This window comes from Streptomyces sp. NPDC051364 (assembly GCF_040682115.1).
Taxonomy (GTDB): domain Bacteria; phylum Actinomycetota; class Actinomycetes; order Streptomycetales; family Streptomycetaceae; genus Streptomyces.
In genome coordinates this window covers 319,683-337,449 of the sequence record NZ_JBFBAH010000002.1, presented here as the reverse complement: position 1 = coordinate 337,449, position 17,767 = coordinate 319,683, and the positions used below count along the sequence as shown (strand labels likewise).

The 17,767-nt window shown below is 70.7% G+C and carries 14 protein-coding genes; 5 read left to right on the top strand and 9 right to left on the bottom strand.

What is annotated here, in order from left to right; genetic code table 11:
• Positions 1-45 precede the first annotated feature (45 nt).
• Positions 46-1,035: a sphingomyelin phosphodiesterase gene (gene sph, locus AB0M76_RS05425; RefSeq protein WP_365951640.1), complete on the top strand. Its 990-nt coding sequence runs from the start codon at positions 46-48 to the stop codon at positions 1,033-1,035.
• Positions 1,036-1,078: 43 nt separating this feature from the next.
• On the opposite strand, the gene AB0M76_RS05420 is transcribed toward sph, so the two are convergent.
• Complete coding sequence (locus AB0M76_RS05420) at positions 1,079-2,299, bottom strand: helix-turn-helix transcriptional regulator (RefSeq protein WP_365951639.1); 1,221 nt, start codon at positions 2,297-2,299, stop codon at positions 1,079-1,081.
• A gap of 157 nt (positions 2,300-2,456) precedes the next feature.
• On the opposite strand from AB0M76_RS05420, the gene AB0M76_RS05415 reads away from it, so the two are divergent.
• Together AB0M76_RS05415 and AB0M76_RS05410 are read left to right on the top strand one after the other, a co-directional pair.
• Positions 2,457-2,765, top strand: a complete 309-nt coding sequence (locus AB0M76_RS05415) for a DUF6415 family natural product biosynthesis protein (RefSeq protein WP_365951638.1) — start codon at positions 2,457-2,459, stop codon at positions 2,763-2,765.
• Between the two features lie 165 nt (positions 2,766-2,930).
• Positions 2,931-3,500: a hypothetical protein gene (locus AB0M76_RS05410; protein WP_365951636.1), complete on the top strand. Its 570-nt coding sequence runs from the start codon at positions 2,931-2,933 to the stop codon at positions 3,498-3,500.
• A 344-nt stretch (positions 3,501-3,844) separates the two neighbouring features.
• Here the strand turns inward: AB0M76_RS05410 and AB0M76_RS05405 are convergent, their stop codons facing one another.
• Both AB0M76_RS05405 and AB0M76_RS05400 read right to left on the bottom strand, forming a co-directional pair.
• Complete coding sequence (locus AB0M76_RS05405) at positions 3,845-5,497, bottom strand: bifunctional aspartate transaminase/aspartate 4-decarboxylase (RefSeq protein WP_365951635.1); 1,653 nt, start codon at positions 5,495-5,497, stop codon at positions 3,845-3,847.
• 55 nt (positions 5,498-5,552) lie between these two features.
• On the bottom strand, positions 5,553-7,433 hold the full coding sequence (locus tag AB0M76_RS05400) for an AMP-dependent synthetase/ligase (protein WP_365951634.1): 1,881 nt from the start codon (positions 7,431-7,433) through the stop codon (positions 5,553-5,555).
• A gap of 85 nt (positions 7,434-7,518) precedes the next feature.
• Between AB0M76_RS05400 and AB0M76_RS05395 the strand changes: the two genes are divergently transcribed.
• Entirely contained in the window at positions 7,519-8,256 is a 738-nt protein-coding gene (locus AB0M76_RS05395) for a MerR family transcriptional regulator (protein WP_365951633.1), read from the top strand.
• Positions 8,257-8,292: 36 nt separating this feature from the next.
• Here the strand turns inward: AB0M76_RS05395 and AB0M76_RS05390 are convergent, their stop codons facing one another.
• From AB0M76_RS05390 to AB0M76_RS05365, 6 genes are all read right to left on the bottom strand, one after another.
• Complete coding sequence (locus tag AB0M76_RS05390; protein ID WP_365951632.1) at positions 8,293-10,464, bottom strand: 3-hydroxyacyl-CoA dehydrogenase NAD-binding domain-containing protein; 2,172 nt, start codon at positions 10,462-10,464, stop codon at positions 8,293-8,295.
• A 52-nt stretch (positions 10,465-10,516) separates the two neighbouring features.
• Entirely contained in the window at positions 10,517-11,731 is a 1,215-nt protein-coding gene (locus AB0M76_RS05385) for an acetyl-CoA C-acetyltransferase (protein WP_365951631.1), read from the bottom strand.
• Positions 11,732-11,798: 67 nt separating this feature from the next.
• On the bottom strand, positions 11,799-12,941 hold the full coding sequence (locus AB0M76_RS05380) for an acyl-CoA dehydrogenase family protein (protein WP_266661932.1): 1,143 nt from the start codon (positions 12,939-12,941) through the stop codon (positions 11,799-11,801).
• Positions 12,942-12,950: 9 nt separating this feature from the next.
• Positions 12,951-13,976: an LLM class F420-dependent oxidoreductase gene (locus AB0M76_RS05375; RefSeq protein WP_365951630.1), complete on the bottom strand. Its 1,026-nt coding sequence runs from the start codon at positions 13,974-13,976 to the stop codon at positions 12,951-12,953.
• On the bottom strand, positions 13,976-15,124 hold the full coding sequence (locus AB0M76_RS05370; RefSeq protein WP_365951629.1) for a CaiB/BaiF CoA-transferase family protein: 1,149 nt from the start codon (positions 15,122-15,124) through the stop codon (positions 13,976-13,978). Before AB0M76_RS05370 ends, AB0M76_RS05375 begins: the two co-directional genes overlap by 1 nt.
• A 103-nt stretch (positions 15,125-15,227) precedes the next feature.
• The gene (locus AB0M76_RS05365; protein ID WP_365951628.1) at positions 15,228-15,644 is read right to left on the bottom strand and encodes an MmcQ/YjbR family DNA-binding protein; all 417 of its coding nucleotides are present in this window, start codon (positions 15,642-15,644) and stop codon (positions 15,228-15,230) included.
• Between the two features lie 456 nt (positions 15,645-16,100).
• On the opposite strand from AB0M76_RS05365, the gene AB0M76_RS05360 reads away from it, so the two are divergent.
• Positions 16,101-17,720: a PKD domain-containing protein gene (locus AB0M76_RS05360; protein WP_365951627.1), complete on the top strand. Its 1,620-nt coding sequence runs from the start codon at positions 16,101-16,103 to the stop codon at positions 17,718-17,720.
• Positions 17,721-17,767 lie beyond the last annotated feature (47 nt).

The window sequence follows — 17,767 nt, the reverse complement described above, 5'->3', positions numbered from 1 at the left end:
GGATGACGGAGTCGATCTCCCCCCTGCAGGAATGATGGAGACCTCATGCTGCACACCAAGCTCCGCCCGGGCCGTGCCGCCGCCACGGCCGTTGCGGCGGTCGCCGTCGGAGCGCTGGCCGCCACCAGCGCGCCGGCCGCCTCGGCCGCGGAGAGCGCCGCGGCCCCGCGGCTCAGCGTCCTGACGTACAACGTGTTCCTGATGAGCAAGAGCCTCTACCCCAACTGGGGCCAGGACCACCGCGCTTCGGAGATCCCCAAGGCGTCCTTCTTCCAGGGCCACGACGTGGTCGTGCTCCAGGAGGCCTTCGACAACGGCGCCTCGGACGCCCTGAAGTCCAACGCCTCGGCGCAGTACCCGTACCAGACCCCGGTCGTCGGCCGCAGCAAGAGCGGCTGGGACGCGACAGGCGGCGCGTACTCCTCAACCACGCCCGAGGACGGCGGCGTCACCGTCCTGAGCAAGTGGCCGATCATCCGCAAGGAGCAGGTCGTCTACAAGGACGCCTGTGGCGCCGACTGGTGGTCCAACAAGGGCTTCGCCTATGTGGTGCTGAACGTCAACGGCACCAAGGTCCACGTGGTCGGCACCCACGCACAGTCCACCGACCCGGGCTGCGGCGCGGGCGAGGCGGCGGAGATGCGCGCCCGCCAGTTCAAGGCGATAGACGCCTTCCTGGACGGCAAGAACATCCCGGCGAACGAGCAGGTCATCGTCGCGGGCGACATGAACGTCGACTCCCGCACCCCCGAGCTCGCGTCGATGCTCGCCAACGCCGACCTGGCGAACTCCGACACGCGCACGGGTCACCCGTACTCCTTCGACACCGCGCTGAACTCCATCGCGAACTACCGCTACCCCACCGACCCGCGCGAGGACCTGGACTACGTCCTGTACCGCAAGGGCAACGCCCGTCCGGCGGGCTGGGAGAACAATGTGGTCAAGGAGCAGTCGGCGCCCTGGACCGTCTCCAGCTGGGGCACCTCGTACACGTACACCAACCTCTCCGACCACTACCCGCTGATCGGCCGCTAGTCCGCGGGGCCGGGCCGCTCCGGGCGGCCCGGCCAGCCCGAAGTCAGTCAAGCTCCGCAAGCATGTCCACCAACACCCGCCCTTGCTGCGCACCTTGCCGGAGCAACAAGCTGCACACCTTGTGCAGCTCACCCCATGCGTGGGGCCGCCCGACCTGGGAGGCATCAGTGAGGATGCCGGTCGCCGTCGTGAGGGCCGCCTCGGCCTCTCCGGCGCCGGCGTATGCGTGGGCAAGGCACGCCCCGTACCAGGCGCGGTCGCGACGGAACCCGGCGGCGAACCCGGCCAGTCCTTCCGTCAGGTTCCGGATTGCGCTCGGCCAGTCCTTCAGGTGCAGGTCGGCCATGCCGCGCTGCGCTGCGAACCAGGGCTCATCGTAGAAGTACAGCCAGGGCGGAACGTCGATCGCGTTCGCGATGATCAGCTGCGCCTCGTCGAGACGGCGGTACGCCGAGTCTCCGTCTCCGTGGAGGGCATGGCCGCGGCCGGCCATCTGCACGGCCATGGCCCGGGTCGCGTCGCTCGCTCCCTCCGTCGAGGCTGCCGCCTCCCCGAGACGGATGGTGCGCCGGGCCCGGCCCTGGGACCAGGCGAGGTGGGCCTTCATGCTCATGGTGGTGGCGGCCATATCGCCGTACCCGGATTCGAGGGCCCAGTCGTAGGAGCGATCGAACCAGGCGAGCGCCAACGCCGCGTTGTCCTGATCCTGCGCCATCCACGCGAGGAACTGAGCGTACTCCGCCATCACCCGCACGAGCCTGTCGGCGAGCGGGCCGCGCGCTTGCTCGTAGAGTCCGGCCACGGCTTCAAACTGCTTGGTCACCACGGTGTTCATGACGCGCGAACCGAGAGTGTCCTCAGCCCGGCGGTGCTCTGCCAGCAGGCGTTCCATCGCGGCGAGCGAGGGCGCATCCAGCCGCATCCCGGACGCCGTGACGCGACGCATGCGGTCGGTTTCCGAGTCGTCTACGAGGCCGGGAAGAGCCAGCGACGGCAGCGGCATTTCAGCGCCCGCTCCGCCGAGGAGTTCGGCCGGGATGCCAAGGCCGTCGATGATGCGCTGACGGACCTCGACGGAGGTCACCGCGCGCCGCCTGTTCTCGATCGCAGAGATGTCCGGCTGTGCCAGCCCGACGAGCGCGCCGAGCTTGCTCTGGCTGCTGCGCGTCGCCTTCCGCCACCTCTTCAGCAGCGTCGGCCAGTCCTCTGCTGCTGCGGCTGCCCGCAAATCCGGGTGCACCCATACGTCCAACTCCGGTTCCATCCTTGAAATATAGGACGGCCCTATAGGACCCGGTAGTGGATTGGGTCGACACGTTGCCGACATGGTGGTTTCACAGCAGGGGCGTACGCCATCACCTGGGCTCAGTCGCCAGGCGCCTGCTCTGTTCACCCGCTGACGACGGTAGGGAGCCCTGGCCATGGCCGGCACCGCAGGCACGATCGACGAGCTCACCGAGCGGGCCCTGGGCGCCTACGACCGGCGGCCCGACTCCCGGGGCGTGGCCCACCTCGTCGACGACCTGATCACCGCCGGGCAGAAGCTCCACGCCGAGGTGAGCCAGATCCCGGACGACCAGCGAAGCCAGCGCGCGGGTGCCGCCCTGATCGAGTGGACCTACTTCGTCGAGACGGGTCCGCTGCGCAGCGGGGACCACGCGAACTGGAACTACGCGCGCGGTCTCGCGCGCATCGTCCGGACGCTCGCCGCGGCCGCCGGCGCCCGATGAGCGAGCTGGGCCGGCAGGTCGCCTACGTCGTGATCGTGCTCGGCGTCCTGTTCGTCATCGTCGTCAGCACCGCTCATTGACTCCCGCCCCGGGCGTCCGCAAACTCCCGCGAGCGCCCAGGCGCGGGTCCATGCACCATCGGAATCTCACACCGAGGAGCACCCCATGACGATCCCATCACCCGCGTGCAGCACCGGGCCCACCCCGCCTCCGCCGCCGTGCGGTTCCAACCCGGACGCCCGGGCGCGGGCCGGGTCCCCCCGGAGTCTGCTGTCCGACGCGCAGTTCAACGACGTGCGGGCGACGATCCTGGACAACAACCCTGGCATGGAACCCGAGATGGCCGGCCGGATCCTCATCGAGGGCTTGAAGTTCGTGAGCGCGGCCGCGCTGTTCCCAACGGTCCGCATCGCTCCCACGCGCGAGGTCGACGAGGGCTGGCACGCGCTCATCCTCCACACGCATGTGTACGCGTCGCTGTGCAGCCGCCTCGGCCGGACTGTGCACCACTACCCGGAGCGTCCCGACGCCCCTCGACACGACCCGGACGTCCTGACCCGCACGGTCGCGCTCATCGAGCAGGCCGGCTACACGCCGGACGCCAAGCTGTGGACCGGCCCGGAGCAGTCTCTGGTCACCGTGGCCGCTTCCTGCTCGCACACGCCGGTTCCGGGCGGCTGCGGGCCGATCAACCCGGGCAACTGCGCGACCCACGGTGGCGGCGACGCGGAGTAGGTTCGTCCCCACACCGACGGAAGGGCGAAGGCATGACTGCGGACGAGGCGTTCGAGCTCCACAGCGTGATGAGGCGCCTTGGGATCCCCGGGTCCGTGGCGCCGCTGAGCCCGGGTGACCCCGAGGGTGGGTGGCTCGTGCTCGACAGCGAGGGGCATGACGCCACGGATTACGTCCGGTCCCGGGTGGCAGTGGCGCGTCTGGCGCGGCCCGAACGGGGCTTCGTCATCGCTCGTTAGTTCTGGGGGTAGCGCCGGCTGGAGTCCTCTTCTGGCCGGGGCCACTCGCGAACCACCCGCTGATCGGCCGCTAGCCGGCGTGGCCGGGCCGCTCCGGCGGCCCGGTCAGTCGGGCTGAGCGCGCTGCCATTCCGCCGCGTACTCCTGGAAGATCTCGCGGAGGTGGTGGCCGACCTTGAGGTAGTCCAGGTCGTCGAGGTTGGCCAGCGAGACGCGCACCGACCACTGCGGTCCGTCGAAGCCGCCGCCGTTCAGGAGGACCACCGAGGTCTGTTCCGCGAGGCGGAACAGAGGGTCGACCGGCTCGTAGTTCTTTTCCAGGAAGTCCGCGAAGTCCTTGCCGTGGACGCGTTCCGCCTCGGCCAGCAGGTCGAGTTCCACGTAGTAGCCGGCCCGCCTGTCGTCGTCGGAGATCTTCATCTGCGCGCCCTCCAGCAGGAGGCCGAGGCGCCGGTGGACGATCCCGCGGATGCGCTCCTTGTACTCCTGGCCCTCGTCCAGCAGGTCGAACAGCGAGAAGAGCACCATCAGCGCCTGCTGTGGCGGGGAGAGTCCCGCCGTGTGGTTGAGGGCCACCGAGCGGGAGTCCGCGACCATCCGGTCGATGAAGCGGATCCGCTCCGGCTCCAGGCTGAGCGAGCCGTACCGCCGGGCGAGCCGGTCCCTCTGCTCCTGCGGGAGCTCCGCGATCATCTCGTCGATGACGTTGTCGTCGTGCAGGCCGATGACGCCGAGGCGCCAGCCGGTCGCCCCGTAGTGCTTGGAGTACGAATACACCAGCAGCGTGTTGCGCGGGAGTTCGGCGGCGAGCGAGCGGAACCCGGGTACGAAGGTGCCGTAGACGTCGTCGGTGACGATCAGCAGCCGCGGGTTGGCGGTGGCCACGATCTCCTTGATCTGCTGCGCCACCCGGTCGCTCAGCGCCAGGGACGGCGGGTTGCTCGGGTTGACCAGACAGACGAGCTTGACCTCCGGGTCGGCGAGCTTGGCGACCTCCTCCGGCGGATAGCGCCACTGGCGCACGCCCGTCTCGGCGAACACGTTCGCGCTGACGTCGACCACCTCGAACTCGAAGGTGTCGAGCCCTGGGATCTCGATGTACGGGGTGAACACCGGGGTCATCAGGGCGATCTTGTCGCCCTTGCGCAGGATCCCGTTCTGTACGAGCGAGTCGAAGATGTAGCACACGGCGGCCGTGCCGCCCTCGGTCGCGAACAGCGACAGCCGGTCCACGGCCGGCCGGTCGCCGAAGATCTCGAAGTCGAGGTAGCCGCGGACGACCTGCTCGGCGTGGACCAGCATCCGGTCCGGCACCGGGTAGTTGTCGCCGGTGACGGCATCGGTCAGCTCGTGCACGAAGGCGTCCTGGTCGAACCCCCACCGCGACAGGGCGTACGCGACGCACGCGGCCAGCAGCTCGGCGCCGGGCAGGTCCGGGTGGCGCCGGATCCACGCGTCGAAGCGCTTCCCGATCCCCTGCCGCTCGGGCATCCCGCCGAGGTTGTCTGCGGTCCACACGCGCCGGGACTCGTCCAGGGCGAAGTGGCCGAGGGTGTGGAAGGCCTCGCGGGGGCCGGTGGCGATCCAGTTGGGGTTGCCGCGGCCCGCGTTGAGCATGGCGCGGGCGGCGGTGCCCTTCTGGCCCGGCTCGTCGGCCTGGGCCGCCTGGGCGAGCTGGATGAACCTGTCCTTCAGCTCGAACGGGCTGAGCTGCGCGAGGGCCTGGATCTCCTCGCGGCTGAAACGGGGCTCCGGCATCCTCCCACCCTCGTCCGGTGGGCGGCGCTGCGCCCACCGGACAGGGCCATCCGGGCTACACGGCCCCGGGCGGGCCCTCGTGCGCGCCCTCGGGCGGGCTCTCGTAGGCATCCTCGTACGGCTCCGCGTACAGCCCGTCGATCAGGGCTCCGTACTTCTCCCGGACCACCCGGCGGCGCAGCTTCAGCGACGGGGTGAGCTCCCCGGTCTCCGGGCCCCACTCCTGCGTCAGCAGCCGGTACCGCTTGATCTGCTCGGTCCGGTTGAGCCGGGCATTGGCCGCCTCGACCGCGCGGGCGACCTCCTCCCGGACGGCCGGGTCTGCCGCGAGCCCGGCGAGCGAGCCGGCCTCGATGCCGCGGGCCGCCGCCCACGCCGGGGCCAGCTCCCCGTCCAGCACCAGCAGGGCGACGAGGTAGGAGCGGCCGTCGCCGTGCACCAGGGCCTGGCCGATCAGCGGATGCTCCTTGACGGTGTTCTCCACCAGGGCCGGCGAGACGTTCTTGCCGTTCGAGGTGATGATGAGTTCCTTCTTGCGGTCGGTCAGCCAGAGGAACCCGTCCTCGTCGAGGCGGCCGATGTCCCCGGTCGGGAACCAGCCCCCGCTGTCGTGCGCGCTCTCCAGCGACCCGTCGGGCCGCAGGTAGCCGCCGAAGACGGTCCCGCCCCGCGTGAGGATCTCCCCGTCCTCGGCGAGCCGCAGCTCGAGCCCCTCGATCGGGCGCCCCACCGAGCCCAGCCGGAAGCCGTCCGGGCTGTTGACCGTGCACACGCCCGAGGTCTCGGTGAGCCCCCAGGCGTCCATGATGGTGATCCCCCAGCCCGCCCAGAACCGCACGACGTCGATCGGCATCGGCGCGGTGGCGCTGGCCGTCCACCGGAGCCGGTCCAGCCCGGCCAGGCCCAGCAGCGGGTCCAGCACCTGCTCCTTGGCCCGGGCGTACGAGGCTTCGAGCGCGGCCGGGATCTCCTCGCCGCGCTCCCGGTGGCCGGCCCGGGCGCGGGCGAGGTCGTTCGCGGCCTCGATGGCGTCCCGCTGCGCGGCCGGAAGCTGCGCGAGCACGGCCCGTACGGACGCGGCGAGCTTCTCCCACACCCGGGGCACGCCGAAGAACTGCACCGGGTGCAGCTCGCGGACGGCACTCCCCACGGCGGCGGGGTCGGCGACGAGCCGGACGTGGGCGGCCCGCAGCAGCGGCAGGTATATGCCGAGGATCCGCTCGGCGATGTGCGCGAACGGCAGGTAGCAGATGTGCTCGGCGTGCTCGGGCAGGTCCACGCGCCGGTCGAGGCGGACGGACTGGAGCATGATGTTGCGGTGGGTCAGCCGCACGCCCTTGGGATCGCCGGTGGTGCCGGAGGTGTAGACGACGGTCAGCGGGTCCTCGGGGCGGGTCTCCTGCCAGGCCTTCTCGAAGGCGTCGGGGCGGTGCGTACGGGCGCCGCTCGCGTGCAGGGAGCCGTACGTACGGTGCGTACCCGCATCGGCGGCCTCGGCCACGACGAGCCGCTCCAGGGGCACCTGCCCGTCGGCGAGCAGCGGTTCCCACCGGGCCAGCTCGCGGGCGCCCTCGAGGAGGGCGACCCGGGCCCGGCTGTGTCGGGCGATGTGGGCGATCTGCTCGGGCGCGGAGGTCCCGTACACGGTGACGGGGACCGCGCCGAGGTGGACGAGGGCGAGGTCGCTGAGCCAGTGCTCGGGGCGGTTGCCCATCATGATCAGGACGTGTTCGCCGCGTTCGATGCCGAGGGCGGCGTATCCGGAGGCGAGGACGGCGACCTTGCGGCGGACCTCGGTCCAGCTGAGGGTCGTCCAGCCGTCGCCCTCGCGCCAGGAGAGGGCGGGGAGATCCCCGTACTCGGCGGCGTTGCGCGCCAGCAGCACGGGGAGGGTGAGCTCGTCGGGTCGTCCGGGCAGTCGCAGTTTCGTGGTCATGGGCAGCTCCTGGCCGTTTCACATCGTTGGTGCGACAGCAATACTGTTGAACCCAAGCTGTGGAGCAGAGAGCGAGGCGCAGACGATGGCCGACCAGGCACCCGAGCCGATGCTCACCGTCGACGAGCTGGCGGCCAGGGCGGGCGTCACCGTGCGCACCGTTCGTTTCTACAGCACCCGCGGACTTTTGCCCCCTCCCGTGATCGGCCCTCGTCGGGTGGGGCACTACGGGCCGGAGCACCTGTCCCGGCTGGCCCTGATCGAGGAACTGCAGCACCAGGGCATGACCTTGTCCGCCATCGAGCGCTATCTGGACGCGCTGCCCGACGACCTGAGCGCGCACGACCTGGCGATCCACCGCGCGATGGTGTCGAGTTGGGCTCCGGACGCGCCCCAGGAGGTGGCGCGGGAGGAGCTGGAGAAGCGGGCGGGGCGGAGCCTGTCGGACGCGGACGTCCGGCGGCTGACGGCGATGAACGTGCTGGCGCCGACCCGGGAGGGATTCCGGGTGGACGTGGGGCTGCTGCGGCTGGGGGTCGCGCTGCTCGACGTGCCGATCGCGCACGAGACGATCCTCGTGGCGCGCAAGGTGCTGCTGGAGCACGCGCGGACGGCGGCGCACCAGCTGACGGCGCTGTTCCGGGACGAGGTGTGGGGCCCGTTCACGGAGGGCGAGAGCGATCCGGAGCGGGTGGAGTCGATGAAGGCGCTGTCGGCGCACATGCAGCCGATGGTGGTCCAGGCCCTGGTGACCGCGTTCCAGCGGTCACTGAAGGAAGAACTGCGGGCGGCGTTCGTCTCGGAGCCCGCCGGCTCGGAGTGAACGCCCGGGTCCGGAAGAACGCCGCCCGCGGCGGGGTCAGTCGGCGTACGTCTCGCCGCGTTCGGCCTTCTCCACCAGGGAGGCCGGCGGGGTGAAGCGCTCGCCGTACTGGTCGGCCAGCTCGCGGGAGCGGGCGACGAAGCCCGGCAGGCCGCCCTCGTAGCCGTTGATGTACTGGATCACGCCGCCGGTCCAGGCCGGGAAGCCGATGCCCATGATGGAGCCGATGTTGGCGTCGGCGATCGAGGTGAGCACGCCCTCGTCGAGGCAGCGGACGGTGTCCAGGGCCTCGGAGAAGAGCATCCGCTCCTTCATGTCCTCGAAGGGGATCTCCGCGTCCGGCTTCGCGAAGTGCTCGCGCAGGCCCGGCCAGATACCGGCCCGCTTGCCGCTCTCGTCGTAGTCGTAGAAGCCGGCCCCGCCGCTGCGGCCGGAGCGGCCGAACTCGTCGACCATCCGGTCGATGACCGTGTCCGCGGGGTGCGCGGTCCAAGTCCGGCCCTCGGCCTCGAAGGCCTTGCGGGTCTCGTTGCGGATCTTGCGGGGCAGGGTCAGGGTCAGCTCGTCCATCAGGGAGAGCACCTTGGCCGGGTAGCCGGCCTGGGCCGCGGCCTGCTCGATGGAGGCGGGCTCGACACCCTCGCCGACCATCGCCACGCCCTCGTTGATGAACTGGCCGATGACGCGCGAGGTGAAGAAGCCGCGCGAGTCGTTGACCACGATCGGGGTCTTGTTGATCTGCCGTACGAGGTCGAAGGCGCGGGCGATGGCCTCGTCGCCGGTGCGCTCGCCCTTGATGATCTCCACCAGCGGCATCTTGTCGACGGGCGAGAAGAAGTGCAGTCCGATGAAGTCCTCGGGCCGCGAAACCCCTTCCGCGAGGCCCGTGATGGGCAGCGTGGAGGTGTTGGAGCAGAGCAGCGCGTCGGGGGCGATGACGTCCTGGATCTCCTGGAACACCTTGTGCTTGAGGGAGGTGTCCTCGAAGACGGCCTCGATGACGGCGTCGCAGCCGGCCAGGTCGGCGGCCTCGGCGGTCGGGGTGATCCGGGCGAGCAGCTCGGCGCGCTGGGCCTCGGTCGTACGGCCGCGGGAGAGCGCCTTGTCGAGCAGCTTCTCGGAGTACGCCTTGCCCTTCGCGGCGGCCTCGGGGGTGACGTCCTTCAGCAGCACCTCGATGCCCGCGCGGGCGCAGGAGTACGCGATGCCCGCGCCCATCATGCCGGCGCCGAGGACGGCGACCTTGGTGACCTTGCGGGGCGCGATGCCCTGCGGGCGGCTGCGGCCGGCGTTGACGGCCTGGAGGTCGAAGAAGAACGCCTGGATCATGTTCTTGGCGGTCTGTCCGGTGACCAGCTCGGTGAAGTAGCGGGCCTCGATGGTCAGCGCGGTCTCGAAGTCCACCTGCGCGCCCTCGACGGCGCAGGCCAGGATGTTGCGCGGGGCCGGGTACGGGGCCCCGTTCAGCTGCTTCTTGAGGTTCGCGGGGAACGCCGGGAGGTTGGCGGCGAAGCGCGGGTTGGACGGCGTACCGCCCGGGATCTTGTAGCCGGGCACGTCCCACGGCTGCTTCGACTCGGGGTTGGCGTCGATGAAGGCGCGGGCCTTGGCCAGCATCTCCTCGGGGGTGGCGGCCAGTTCGTGCACGAGGCCGTTGTCCAGAGCGCGCTGGGGGTTGTACCGGGTCCCCTGGAGCAGGACCTTGAGCAGCGCGTCCGCGATGCCCATCAGGCGCACGGTGCGGGTGACGCCGCCGCCGGCCGGGAGCAGGCCGAGGGTGACCTCGGGCAGGCCGATCTTGGAGCCGGGGGCGTCGAGGGCGACGCGGTGGTGGGAGGCCAGGCAGATCTCGTAACCGCCGCCGAGGGCCGCGCCGTTGATAGCGGCGACGACGGGCTTGCCGAGGGTCTCGATGCGGCGCAGCGAGCCCTTGATCGCGGTGCCGGTCTCGAAGGCGAGCTGCGCGTGCTCGGGGCGCAGCCCGATCATGTCCTTGAGGTCGCCGCCCGCGAAGAAGGTCTTCTTGGCGGAGGTGTAGATGATGCCGCGGATGGAGTCCTTCTCGGCCTCGGCGCGGTCGGCGATCGCCGCGATGGAGTCCTTGAAGGCCTGGTTCATCGTGTTGGCGGACTGGCCCGGGTCGTCGAGGGTCAGGGTGACGACGCCGGTCTCGTCCTGTTCCCAGCGGATCGTGGTGGACTCGCTCATTTTCTCGCTACTTCCGTGTCAGAGAGGAGGTCTGGGGGTTACAGGACGTTGTTCAGAGCCGCTCGACGACGGTCGCGACGCCCATGCCGCCGCCGACGCAGAGGGTGACGAGCCCGTAGCGCTTGTCCTGGCGCTCCAGTTCGTCGATGACGGTGCCGAGCAGCATCGCGCCGGTGGCGCCCAGCGGGTGGCCGAGCGCGATGGCTCCGCCGTTGACGTTGACCTTGTCGAGGGAGACGCCCATGTCCTTGACGAAGCGGAGCACGACGCCGGCGAAGGCCTCGTTCATCTCGATCAGGTCGATGTCGTCGATGGTCAGGCCGGCCTTGGCGAGGGCCTTGCGGGTGGCCGGGGCGGGGCCGGTGAGCATGATGGTGGGCTCGGAGCCGGAGACCGCGGCCGAAACGATCCGGGCACGGGGCGCCAGGCCGTTCCGCTCGCCCGCCTCGCGGGTGCCGATGGCGACGAGCGAGGCGCCGTCGACGATGCCGGAGGAGTTGCCCGCGTGGTGGACGTGGTCGATCTTCTCGACCCAGTGGTACTTCTGCAGGGCGACGGCGTCGAAGCCGCCGAGGTCGCCGATGTCCGCGAAGGACGGCTTGAGCTTGGCGAGGGTGTCGGCCGTGGTGCCCGGGCGGACGAACTCCTCGTGGTCCAGCACCACCAGGCCGTTGCGGTCGGTCACCGGGACGACGGACTTCGCGAAGCGGCCTTCCTTGACGGCGGTGGCCGCGCGCTCCTGGGAGAGGGCGGCGTACTCGTCCACGTCGCGCCGGGAGAACCCCTCGATGGTGGCGATCAGGTCGGCGCCGATGCCCTGCGGGACGAAGCCGGTGTCCCAGTTGGTCATCGGGTCGTTGAACCAGGCGCCGCCGTCGGAGGCCATCGGCACGCGGGACATGGACTCCACGCCGCCGGCGAGGACCAGGTCCTCCCAGCCGGAGCGGACCTTGGCGGCGGCCATGTTGACGGCCTCGAGGCCGGAGGCGCAGAAGCGGTTCTCCTGTACGCCGGCCACCGTGTCCGGGAGTCCCGCGGCGATGGCCGCGATGCGGGCGATGTCGGAGCCCTGGTCGCCGACCGGGCCGACGACGCCGAGGACGATGTCGTCGATGGTGGCCGGGTCCAGGCCGGGGTTGCGCTCGCGCAGGGCGTGGATGAGGCCGACGACCAGGTCGATCGGCTTGGTGCCGTGCAGGGCGCCGTTGGCCTTGCCGCGGCCGCGCGGGGTGCGGATCGCGTCGTATACGTAAGCTTCGGTGCTCACTGGTCAAGCCTTTCGGAGGTTTCCAAGGGGGAGGTCATCGAAGGGGGAGGTCATCGATGGGGGGAGGTCAGCCGAGCAGCGAACGGCCGATGATCTCTTTCATGATCTCGGTCGTGCCGCCGTAGATGGTCTGGATGCGGCCGTCGGTGAAGGCCCGTGCGACCCGGTATTCGCTCATGTAGCCGTACCCGCCGTGCAGTTGCAGGCAGCGGTCGGCGACCCGCTTCTGGAGCTCGGTCGCCCACCACTTGGCCATCGAGGCGTGGACGTGATCCAGCTCGCCGTTGGAGTGGTCGACGATGCAGCGGTCCAGGAAAGTGCGGGTGACGGCGCACTCGGTGGCCATCTCCGCTATCTCGAAGCGGATGTGCTGGAGCTTGGAGAGCGGCCGCCCGAAGGCCTCGCGCTCCTTCACGTACGCGGTGGTGATCTCCAGCAGGTACTCGGCTGCGGCGATGCCGGCCATCGCGATGCCCATCCGCTCCTGCGCGAGGTTGGTCATCAGATGGACGAACGCGCCGTTCAGCTCGCCGAGCAGGTTCTCCTTGGGGACGCGTACGTCGTGGAAGAACAGCTCGGCGGTGTCCTGCGCCTTCTGGCCGATCTTGTCGAGGTTGCGGCCGCGCTCGAAGCCCTCCGTGCCCCGCTCGACCACCAGCAGCGACAGTCCGTGCGCCCCGCCCTCCGGGGTGGTCTTGGCGACCACGACCACCAGGTCGGCCAGGATGCCGTTGGAGATGAAGGTCTTGGAGCCGTTGAGCACCCAGTGGTCGCCCCGGTCCTCGGCACTGGTCCGGATCCCCTGGAGGTCGGAGCCCGCACCCGGCTCGGTCATCGCGATCGCCGTGATCGTCTCGCCCGAGCAGAAGCCGGGCAGCCAGCGGCGCTTCTGCTCCTCCGTGGCGAGCGAGGTCAGGTACGGGCCGATGATGTCGTTGTGCAGGCCGATCGCGAGCCCGGCCGCCCCGGCCCGGGTGAACTCCTCGGCGATCACGGCCGCGTAGCGGAAGTCGGTGTTCCCGCCGCCCCCGTACTCCTCCGGGACGGCCAGGCCCAGCAGGCCCTGCCGGCCGGCGGCCCGCCAGGCCTCACGGCTGACGATGCCGTCCTTCTCCCACTGCTCGTAGTGCGGCAGCACCTCCTTGGTGAGGAAGGTGCGGACCGTTTCGCGGAACGCCTCGTGGTCGGCGTCGAAGATGCGGCGTTGCATCGGGGCCCCCTAGAGCCAGCTCTTGACGGTTTCGATCAGCCGGGCCGGCTCGGCACCGACGGGTGTGACGTTGAGCATGGTGACGCCCGCCTCCCGGAAGGCCTCGACCCGCTCGCGTACGTAACTCTGCGGCCCGCACAACGTCATGAGCTCGCAGAACTCGTCCGGGACGGCGGCCGCCGCATCGCGCTTGCGGCCGGAGAGGTAGAGCTCCTGGATCTTGCGGGCCTCCTCCTCGTAGCCGTAGGCGACGGCGAGGTCGTTGTAGAAGTTCTTGCCGACCGCGCCCATCCCGCCTACGTACAGCGCGATCTGCGGGCGCGCCAGATCCCGTACGGCGGCCGCATCCTCGCCGATCGCCAGCAGCCCGCCCGCCACGGTCTGCAGCGTGCCGAGCTCCGGGGCGCGCAGGGCCGCGCCCTCGGCGAGAGCGCTCCCCCACACCGTGTGGGCCTTCTCCGGGATGAAGAGGGTGGGCAGCCAGCCGTCGGCGATCTCTGCGGTCATCCGTACGTTCGCGGGACCGAGCGAGGCGATGTAGACGGGGATCGCGTCGCGGACCGGCCGGGTGAGGATCTTCAGCGGCTTGCCGTGCCGGCCGCCCTTCTCGGGCGGCAGCGGCATGTCGGTGATGCCGTGGTGGTCGATCGTCTCGCGGCGCCAGATCCGGCGGCACAGCTCCACGGTCTCGCGGGTCCGGCCGAGCGGCTTGTCGTACGGCTTCCCGTGCCAGCCCTCGACGACCTGCGGGCCGGAGGCGCCGAGGCCCAGCAGCGCCCGGCCGCCCGACATGGCGTCGAGCCCGGCGGCCGTCTGGGCGACGAGGGCGGGGGTGCGGGAGTAGACGTTGAGGATGGCCGAGCCGATCTTCATCCGCTCGGTGCGGGCCGCCAGATAACCCATGATCGTCGGGGAGTCGAAGCCCCAGGCCTCGGCTACCCACACGGCGTCGAGCCCGGCCGCCTCCAGCGCCGCCGCCTCGTCGGCGGCCCGGCGCGGATCCCCGGAGTAGTCGAGCATCATGGAGAGTTCCATCAGGCGCCCTCGCCCTTCGCGGTCAGGCCGGGCACGTCCCAGTCGCGGGCCACGGATTCGGTGTCGGCCCCCGGCTGCGCCGGGCCTGAGGCCACCGCGACCGGCGTGGCCGAGAACCGGGGCGCGGGGGCGGGCTGGGTGATCCCGCCGAAGTCGGTGAAGGTGGCGCGGGCCGCGAGGTGCGGGTGCCGCGGTGCCTCGCGCAGGGACAGCACGGGCGCGACGCAGGCGTCGGAGCCCTCGAAGACGGCCGTCCACTCCTCCCGCGTACGGGACTTGAAGCGGGCGGCGACGGTCTCGCGGAGCTCGCCCCAGCGGGCCATGTCCTTGCGGGCCGGGGCCCCGTCCTCGATGCCGAGCAGTTCCACGAAGGTGTCGTAGAACTGCTGCTCCAGCGCGCCGACCGCCATGTACCGGCCGTCGGAGGTCTCGTACGTGCCGTAGAAGGGGCAGCCGCCGTCGAGGAGGTTGGCCCCGCGCCGGTCCTGCCAGCCGCCGGCCGCCATCATCCCGTGGATCATGGCGGTGAGGTGGGCGGTGCCGTCGACGATGGCCGCGTCCACGACCTGGCCGGTGCCGCCCGGGGTGCGGGCGTGCTGCAGGGCCGCGAGCACCCCGATGACCAGGTAGAGCGAGCCGCCCGCGTAGTCCCCGACGAGGTTGGCGGGGACGGCCGGGGGCTCGCCCGGATTCCCGATCATGCCGAGGGCGCCGGTGACGGCGATGTACGCGATGTCGTGCCCGGCGGTGTGCGCGAGCGGGCCGTCCTGGCCCCAGCCGGTCATCCGGCCGTAGACGAGCCCCGGATTGCGGGCGTGGCAGTCGGCGGGGCCGACGCCGAGCCGCTCGGCGACTCCGGGGCGGAAGCCCTCGATGAGCACGTCGGCCCGCTCGACCAGGTCCAGCACGCGGGCGGGGCCCTCGGCTGACTTCAGGTCGACCAGGACGGACCGCTTGCCGCGGTTGGTGACGTCGTACGCGGGATCGACCGCGAGCCCGCCGCCGCCGGGACGGTCCACCCGTACGACGTCCGCACCGAGATCGGCGAGGAGCATGGCGGCGAACGGGCCCGGGCCGATGCCCGCCAGTTCGACGACGCGCACGCCCGCGAGCGGGCCGTTGCCGGGCACGTTCCCTGTCACTGCCATCGAGCCCCCAGCATCCCTGGCACCACTGCCGCCACTGTGTGACACAACTGATGTAACACCAGCGATGCTAGGAACGTGTTCCACTCAGCACAAGAGCAAGCGCTTAGCCGGTTGACTCGTTTCGCGCTTCGAGTCGCCCTTCGAGCCGCGCGTCGAGCTCCTTCAGGTGCCGCTTGAGGGCGACCGTCCGGTAGCTCTCCTCCACCCATTCGCACAGCACCTCGAGGGACGGCGCCCCCTTCTCCCCCAGCCGCAGGGAGACCCAGCCGGCTTTCCCCAGCCCGTACCCGGTCGGCTCCGCGCCAGGCGCGGTCATGGCGTGGCCGTGCAGCGCCTCGTCCTTGAGCTTCACGGAGAGCCCGGGCGGCTGCGGGCCGTCGGCATTGCCCAGGAAGACGAAGATCTTCTTGTTGACCTTCACGACGCAGTCCTCCGGACCCCATGGAAACTCCTCCACGGCCTCCGGCAGCCCGCGAGCGAACTCCCGCACCGCCTCCCACTTGCGCTCCGCAGCTTTCATGGACGCCTCCACTCAGCACAGGTCACACCTGCTCGCACGGACAGTCACCCCTCACGCTAAGCGGCCTCGGGGAAGTGGGGCACGCCCCCGCGCCGCCCGGGCAACCGGACCGTCACGGCCTTTCGCACCGGCGCCATCGACTACCGGAATCCGATCGATGGCGACATCGACCTCGCCTTCGATCTTTTCGGGGCCTACCCGGACAACTGAGCACGAGAAGGCGAAACCGCTGATCACAGCAGACCAAAGGTGATTTCCAGGCCGCCTTCGGGGTACTCCCGGCAGGCGGGCGAAGTTACGGCGGGGGACCTTAACCGGAAGCTCAGGAGCTATGTAATCTGAGCGAGCTTTCAGCCCTGGCCAAGGGCTCACGGAAACATAGGGGGCTCGGTGTCCTACCGCCGACTCGCAGCATCTGCGGCCGTCTTCGCGGCCGGCATTTCTCTCATACCGGGCATGGCCCACGCGGCCGACCCGGCCACCGGCGGTGCCCGTGGCGTCACCACGCCCGACCTGACCCAGGCCGGCGTGAAGGACGGCCCCACGTTCCACAGCCCGGCCGACCACTCGACCCGGCAGACCGCGGCGACCGCACCGGCCACCAAGACCAAGCTTGCGGCTGCTCCCATGGCGGAAGCCGCCGGCGCCGCCAACCCGACCCTCGCGGTCGGCCTGGACGCGTTCGGCACCACCGCGCACGCGATCGAGCTGGACAGCTCCGTCACCAGCTCGACCACCCCGCTCGACATCAGCATCGCCTGGGGCGACGGGGCCACGACCGCCGCCTCGGCCTCCGGCACCCAGATCGTGTCCTCCGAGCACACCTACGCGGAGCTCGGCACCTACACCGTCAAGGTCACCGTGACGGACAACGCGGCCAACACCACGGTCACCAACGAGGTGGCGTTCACGACCGCGGGTTCGGACTACACCCCGTACGGCCCGACCCGTCTGCTGGACACCCGCAACGGCACCGGCGCCCCCAAGAGCAAGGTCGCCGCGTACACCTCCGCGCACCTGAAGGTCGGCGGGAACGGCGGCATCCCCGCCGGCGTGACCGCGGTGGTTCTCAACGTCACCGTCACCGGCACCACCAGCGGCGGCCACGTCACCGCCTTCGCCGACGGCGACGACCGTCCGAGCACCTCGAACGTCAACTTCGTCCCCGGCCAGACGGTCCCGAACCTGGTCATCGTGCCGGTCGGCCCGAACGGCTACGTCAACCTGTACAACGGCGGCTGGGAGTCGGTCGACCTCATCGCCGACGTCACCGGCTACTTCACGCAGACCGCCTCCAGCGGCTACACCCCGCTGACGCCGCAGCGCTTCGTCGACACCCGCAGCGGCACGGGCACCGCCAAGGGCCAGCTCGCCGGGTACGGATCCTTCAGTACCCAGATCACCGGCCTGGGCAACGTGCCGGCCTCCGGCGTCACCGCCGTGGCGCTCAACGTGACCGTCACCAACCCGCGCAGCGACGGCCACCTGACCGTCTACCCGAGCGGCCAGCAGGCTCCGACCGCGTCCAACGTGAACTTCACCACCGGCCAGACCATCGCCAACTCGGTGATCGTCCCGGTCGGCCCCGACGGGAAGATCAGCGTCCGCAACGGCGGCTGGAACCCGGCCGACGTCATCGTCGACGTCGTCGGCTACTACAGCCCGCAGAGCAAGGGCTCCTACCTGCCGTTCACCCCGGAGCGGATGATCGACACCCGCGACCCCAAGGACCCGGTCTACGGCCCCCTGGCCGGCCGCGACTACATCTACACGGCGATGGCCGAGCCCGGTTCCGGCATCACGGGCTTCGTCCTGAACGCCACGGTGACCAACACCAAGGACAGCGGCTTCCTCGCGGTCGCCCCCGACCCGAACACGCTGGACGAGTACGACAACAACGCGGCGGGCCCGCCGGCGCCGCCCACCTCCTCCACCTTGAACTGGACGACCGGCAAGACCGTCCCGAACCTGGTCCAGGCGAGCACCGGCGGCACCGGCGTCATCGACTTCTGGAACCAGAGCGACGGCAACATCGACCTCGTCGTCGACGTCTTCGGCATGTACCAGGACAACTGACCCATCCTTCGTGCGCCGGATGCCGCGCCCCGGGAACGGCCGTCCAG

Coding starts and splice junctions, on each gene's coding strand:
- AB0M76_RS05400 (WP_365951634.1), bottom strand. CDS start 7,433: ATGACCACGAAACTGCGACTGCCCGGACGACCCGACGAGCTCACCCTC.
- sph (WP_365951640.1), top strand. CDS start 46: ATGCTGCACACCAAGCTCCGCCCGGGCCGTGCCGCCGCCACGGCCGTT.
- AB0M76_RS05410 (WP_365951636.1), top strand. CDS start 2,931: ATGACGATCCCATCACCCGCGTGCAGCACCGGGCCCACCCCGCCTCCG.
- AB0M76_RS05415 (WP_365951638.1), top strand. CDS start 2,457: ATGGCCGGCACCGCAGGCACGATCGACGAGCTCACCGAGCGGGCCCTG.
- AB0M76_RS05420 (WP_365951639.1), bottom strand. CDS start 2,299: ATGGAACCGGAGTTGGACGTATGGGTGCACCCGGATTTGCGGGCAGCC.
- AB0M76_RS05380 (WP_266661932.1), bottom strand. CDS start 12,941: ATGCAACGCCGCATCTTCGACGCCGACCACGAGGCGTTCCGCGAAACG.
- AB0M76_RS05395 (WP_365951633.1), top strand. CDS start 7,519: ATGGCCGACCAGGCACCCGAGCCGATGCTCACCGTCGACGAGCTGGCG.
- AB0M76_RS05375 (WP_365951630.1), bottom strand. CDS start 13,976: ATGGAACTCTCCATGATGCTCGACTACTCCGGGGATCCGCGCCGGGCC.
- AB0M76_RS05405 (WP_365951635.1), bottom strand. CDS start 5,497: ATGCCGGAGCCCCGTTTCAGCCGCGAGGAGATCCAGGCCCTCGCGCAG.
- AB0M76_RS05365 (WP_365951628.1), bottom strand. CDS start 15,644: ATGAAAGCTGCGGAGCGCAAGTGGGAGGCGGTGCGGGAGTTCGCTCGC.
- AB0M76_RS05370 (WP_365951629.1), bottom strand. CDS start 15,124: ATGGCAGTGACAGGGAACGTGCCCGGCAACGGCCCGCTCGCGGGCGTG.
- AB0M76_RS05360 (WP_365951627.1), top strand. CDS start 16,101: ATGGCCCACGCGGCCGACCCGGCCACCGGCGGTGCCCGTGGCGTCACC.
- AB0M76_RS05390 (WP_365951632.1), bottom strand. CDS start 10,464: ATGAGCGAGTCCACCACGATCCGCTGGGAACAGGACGAGACCGGCGTC.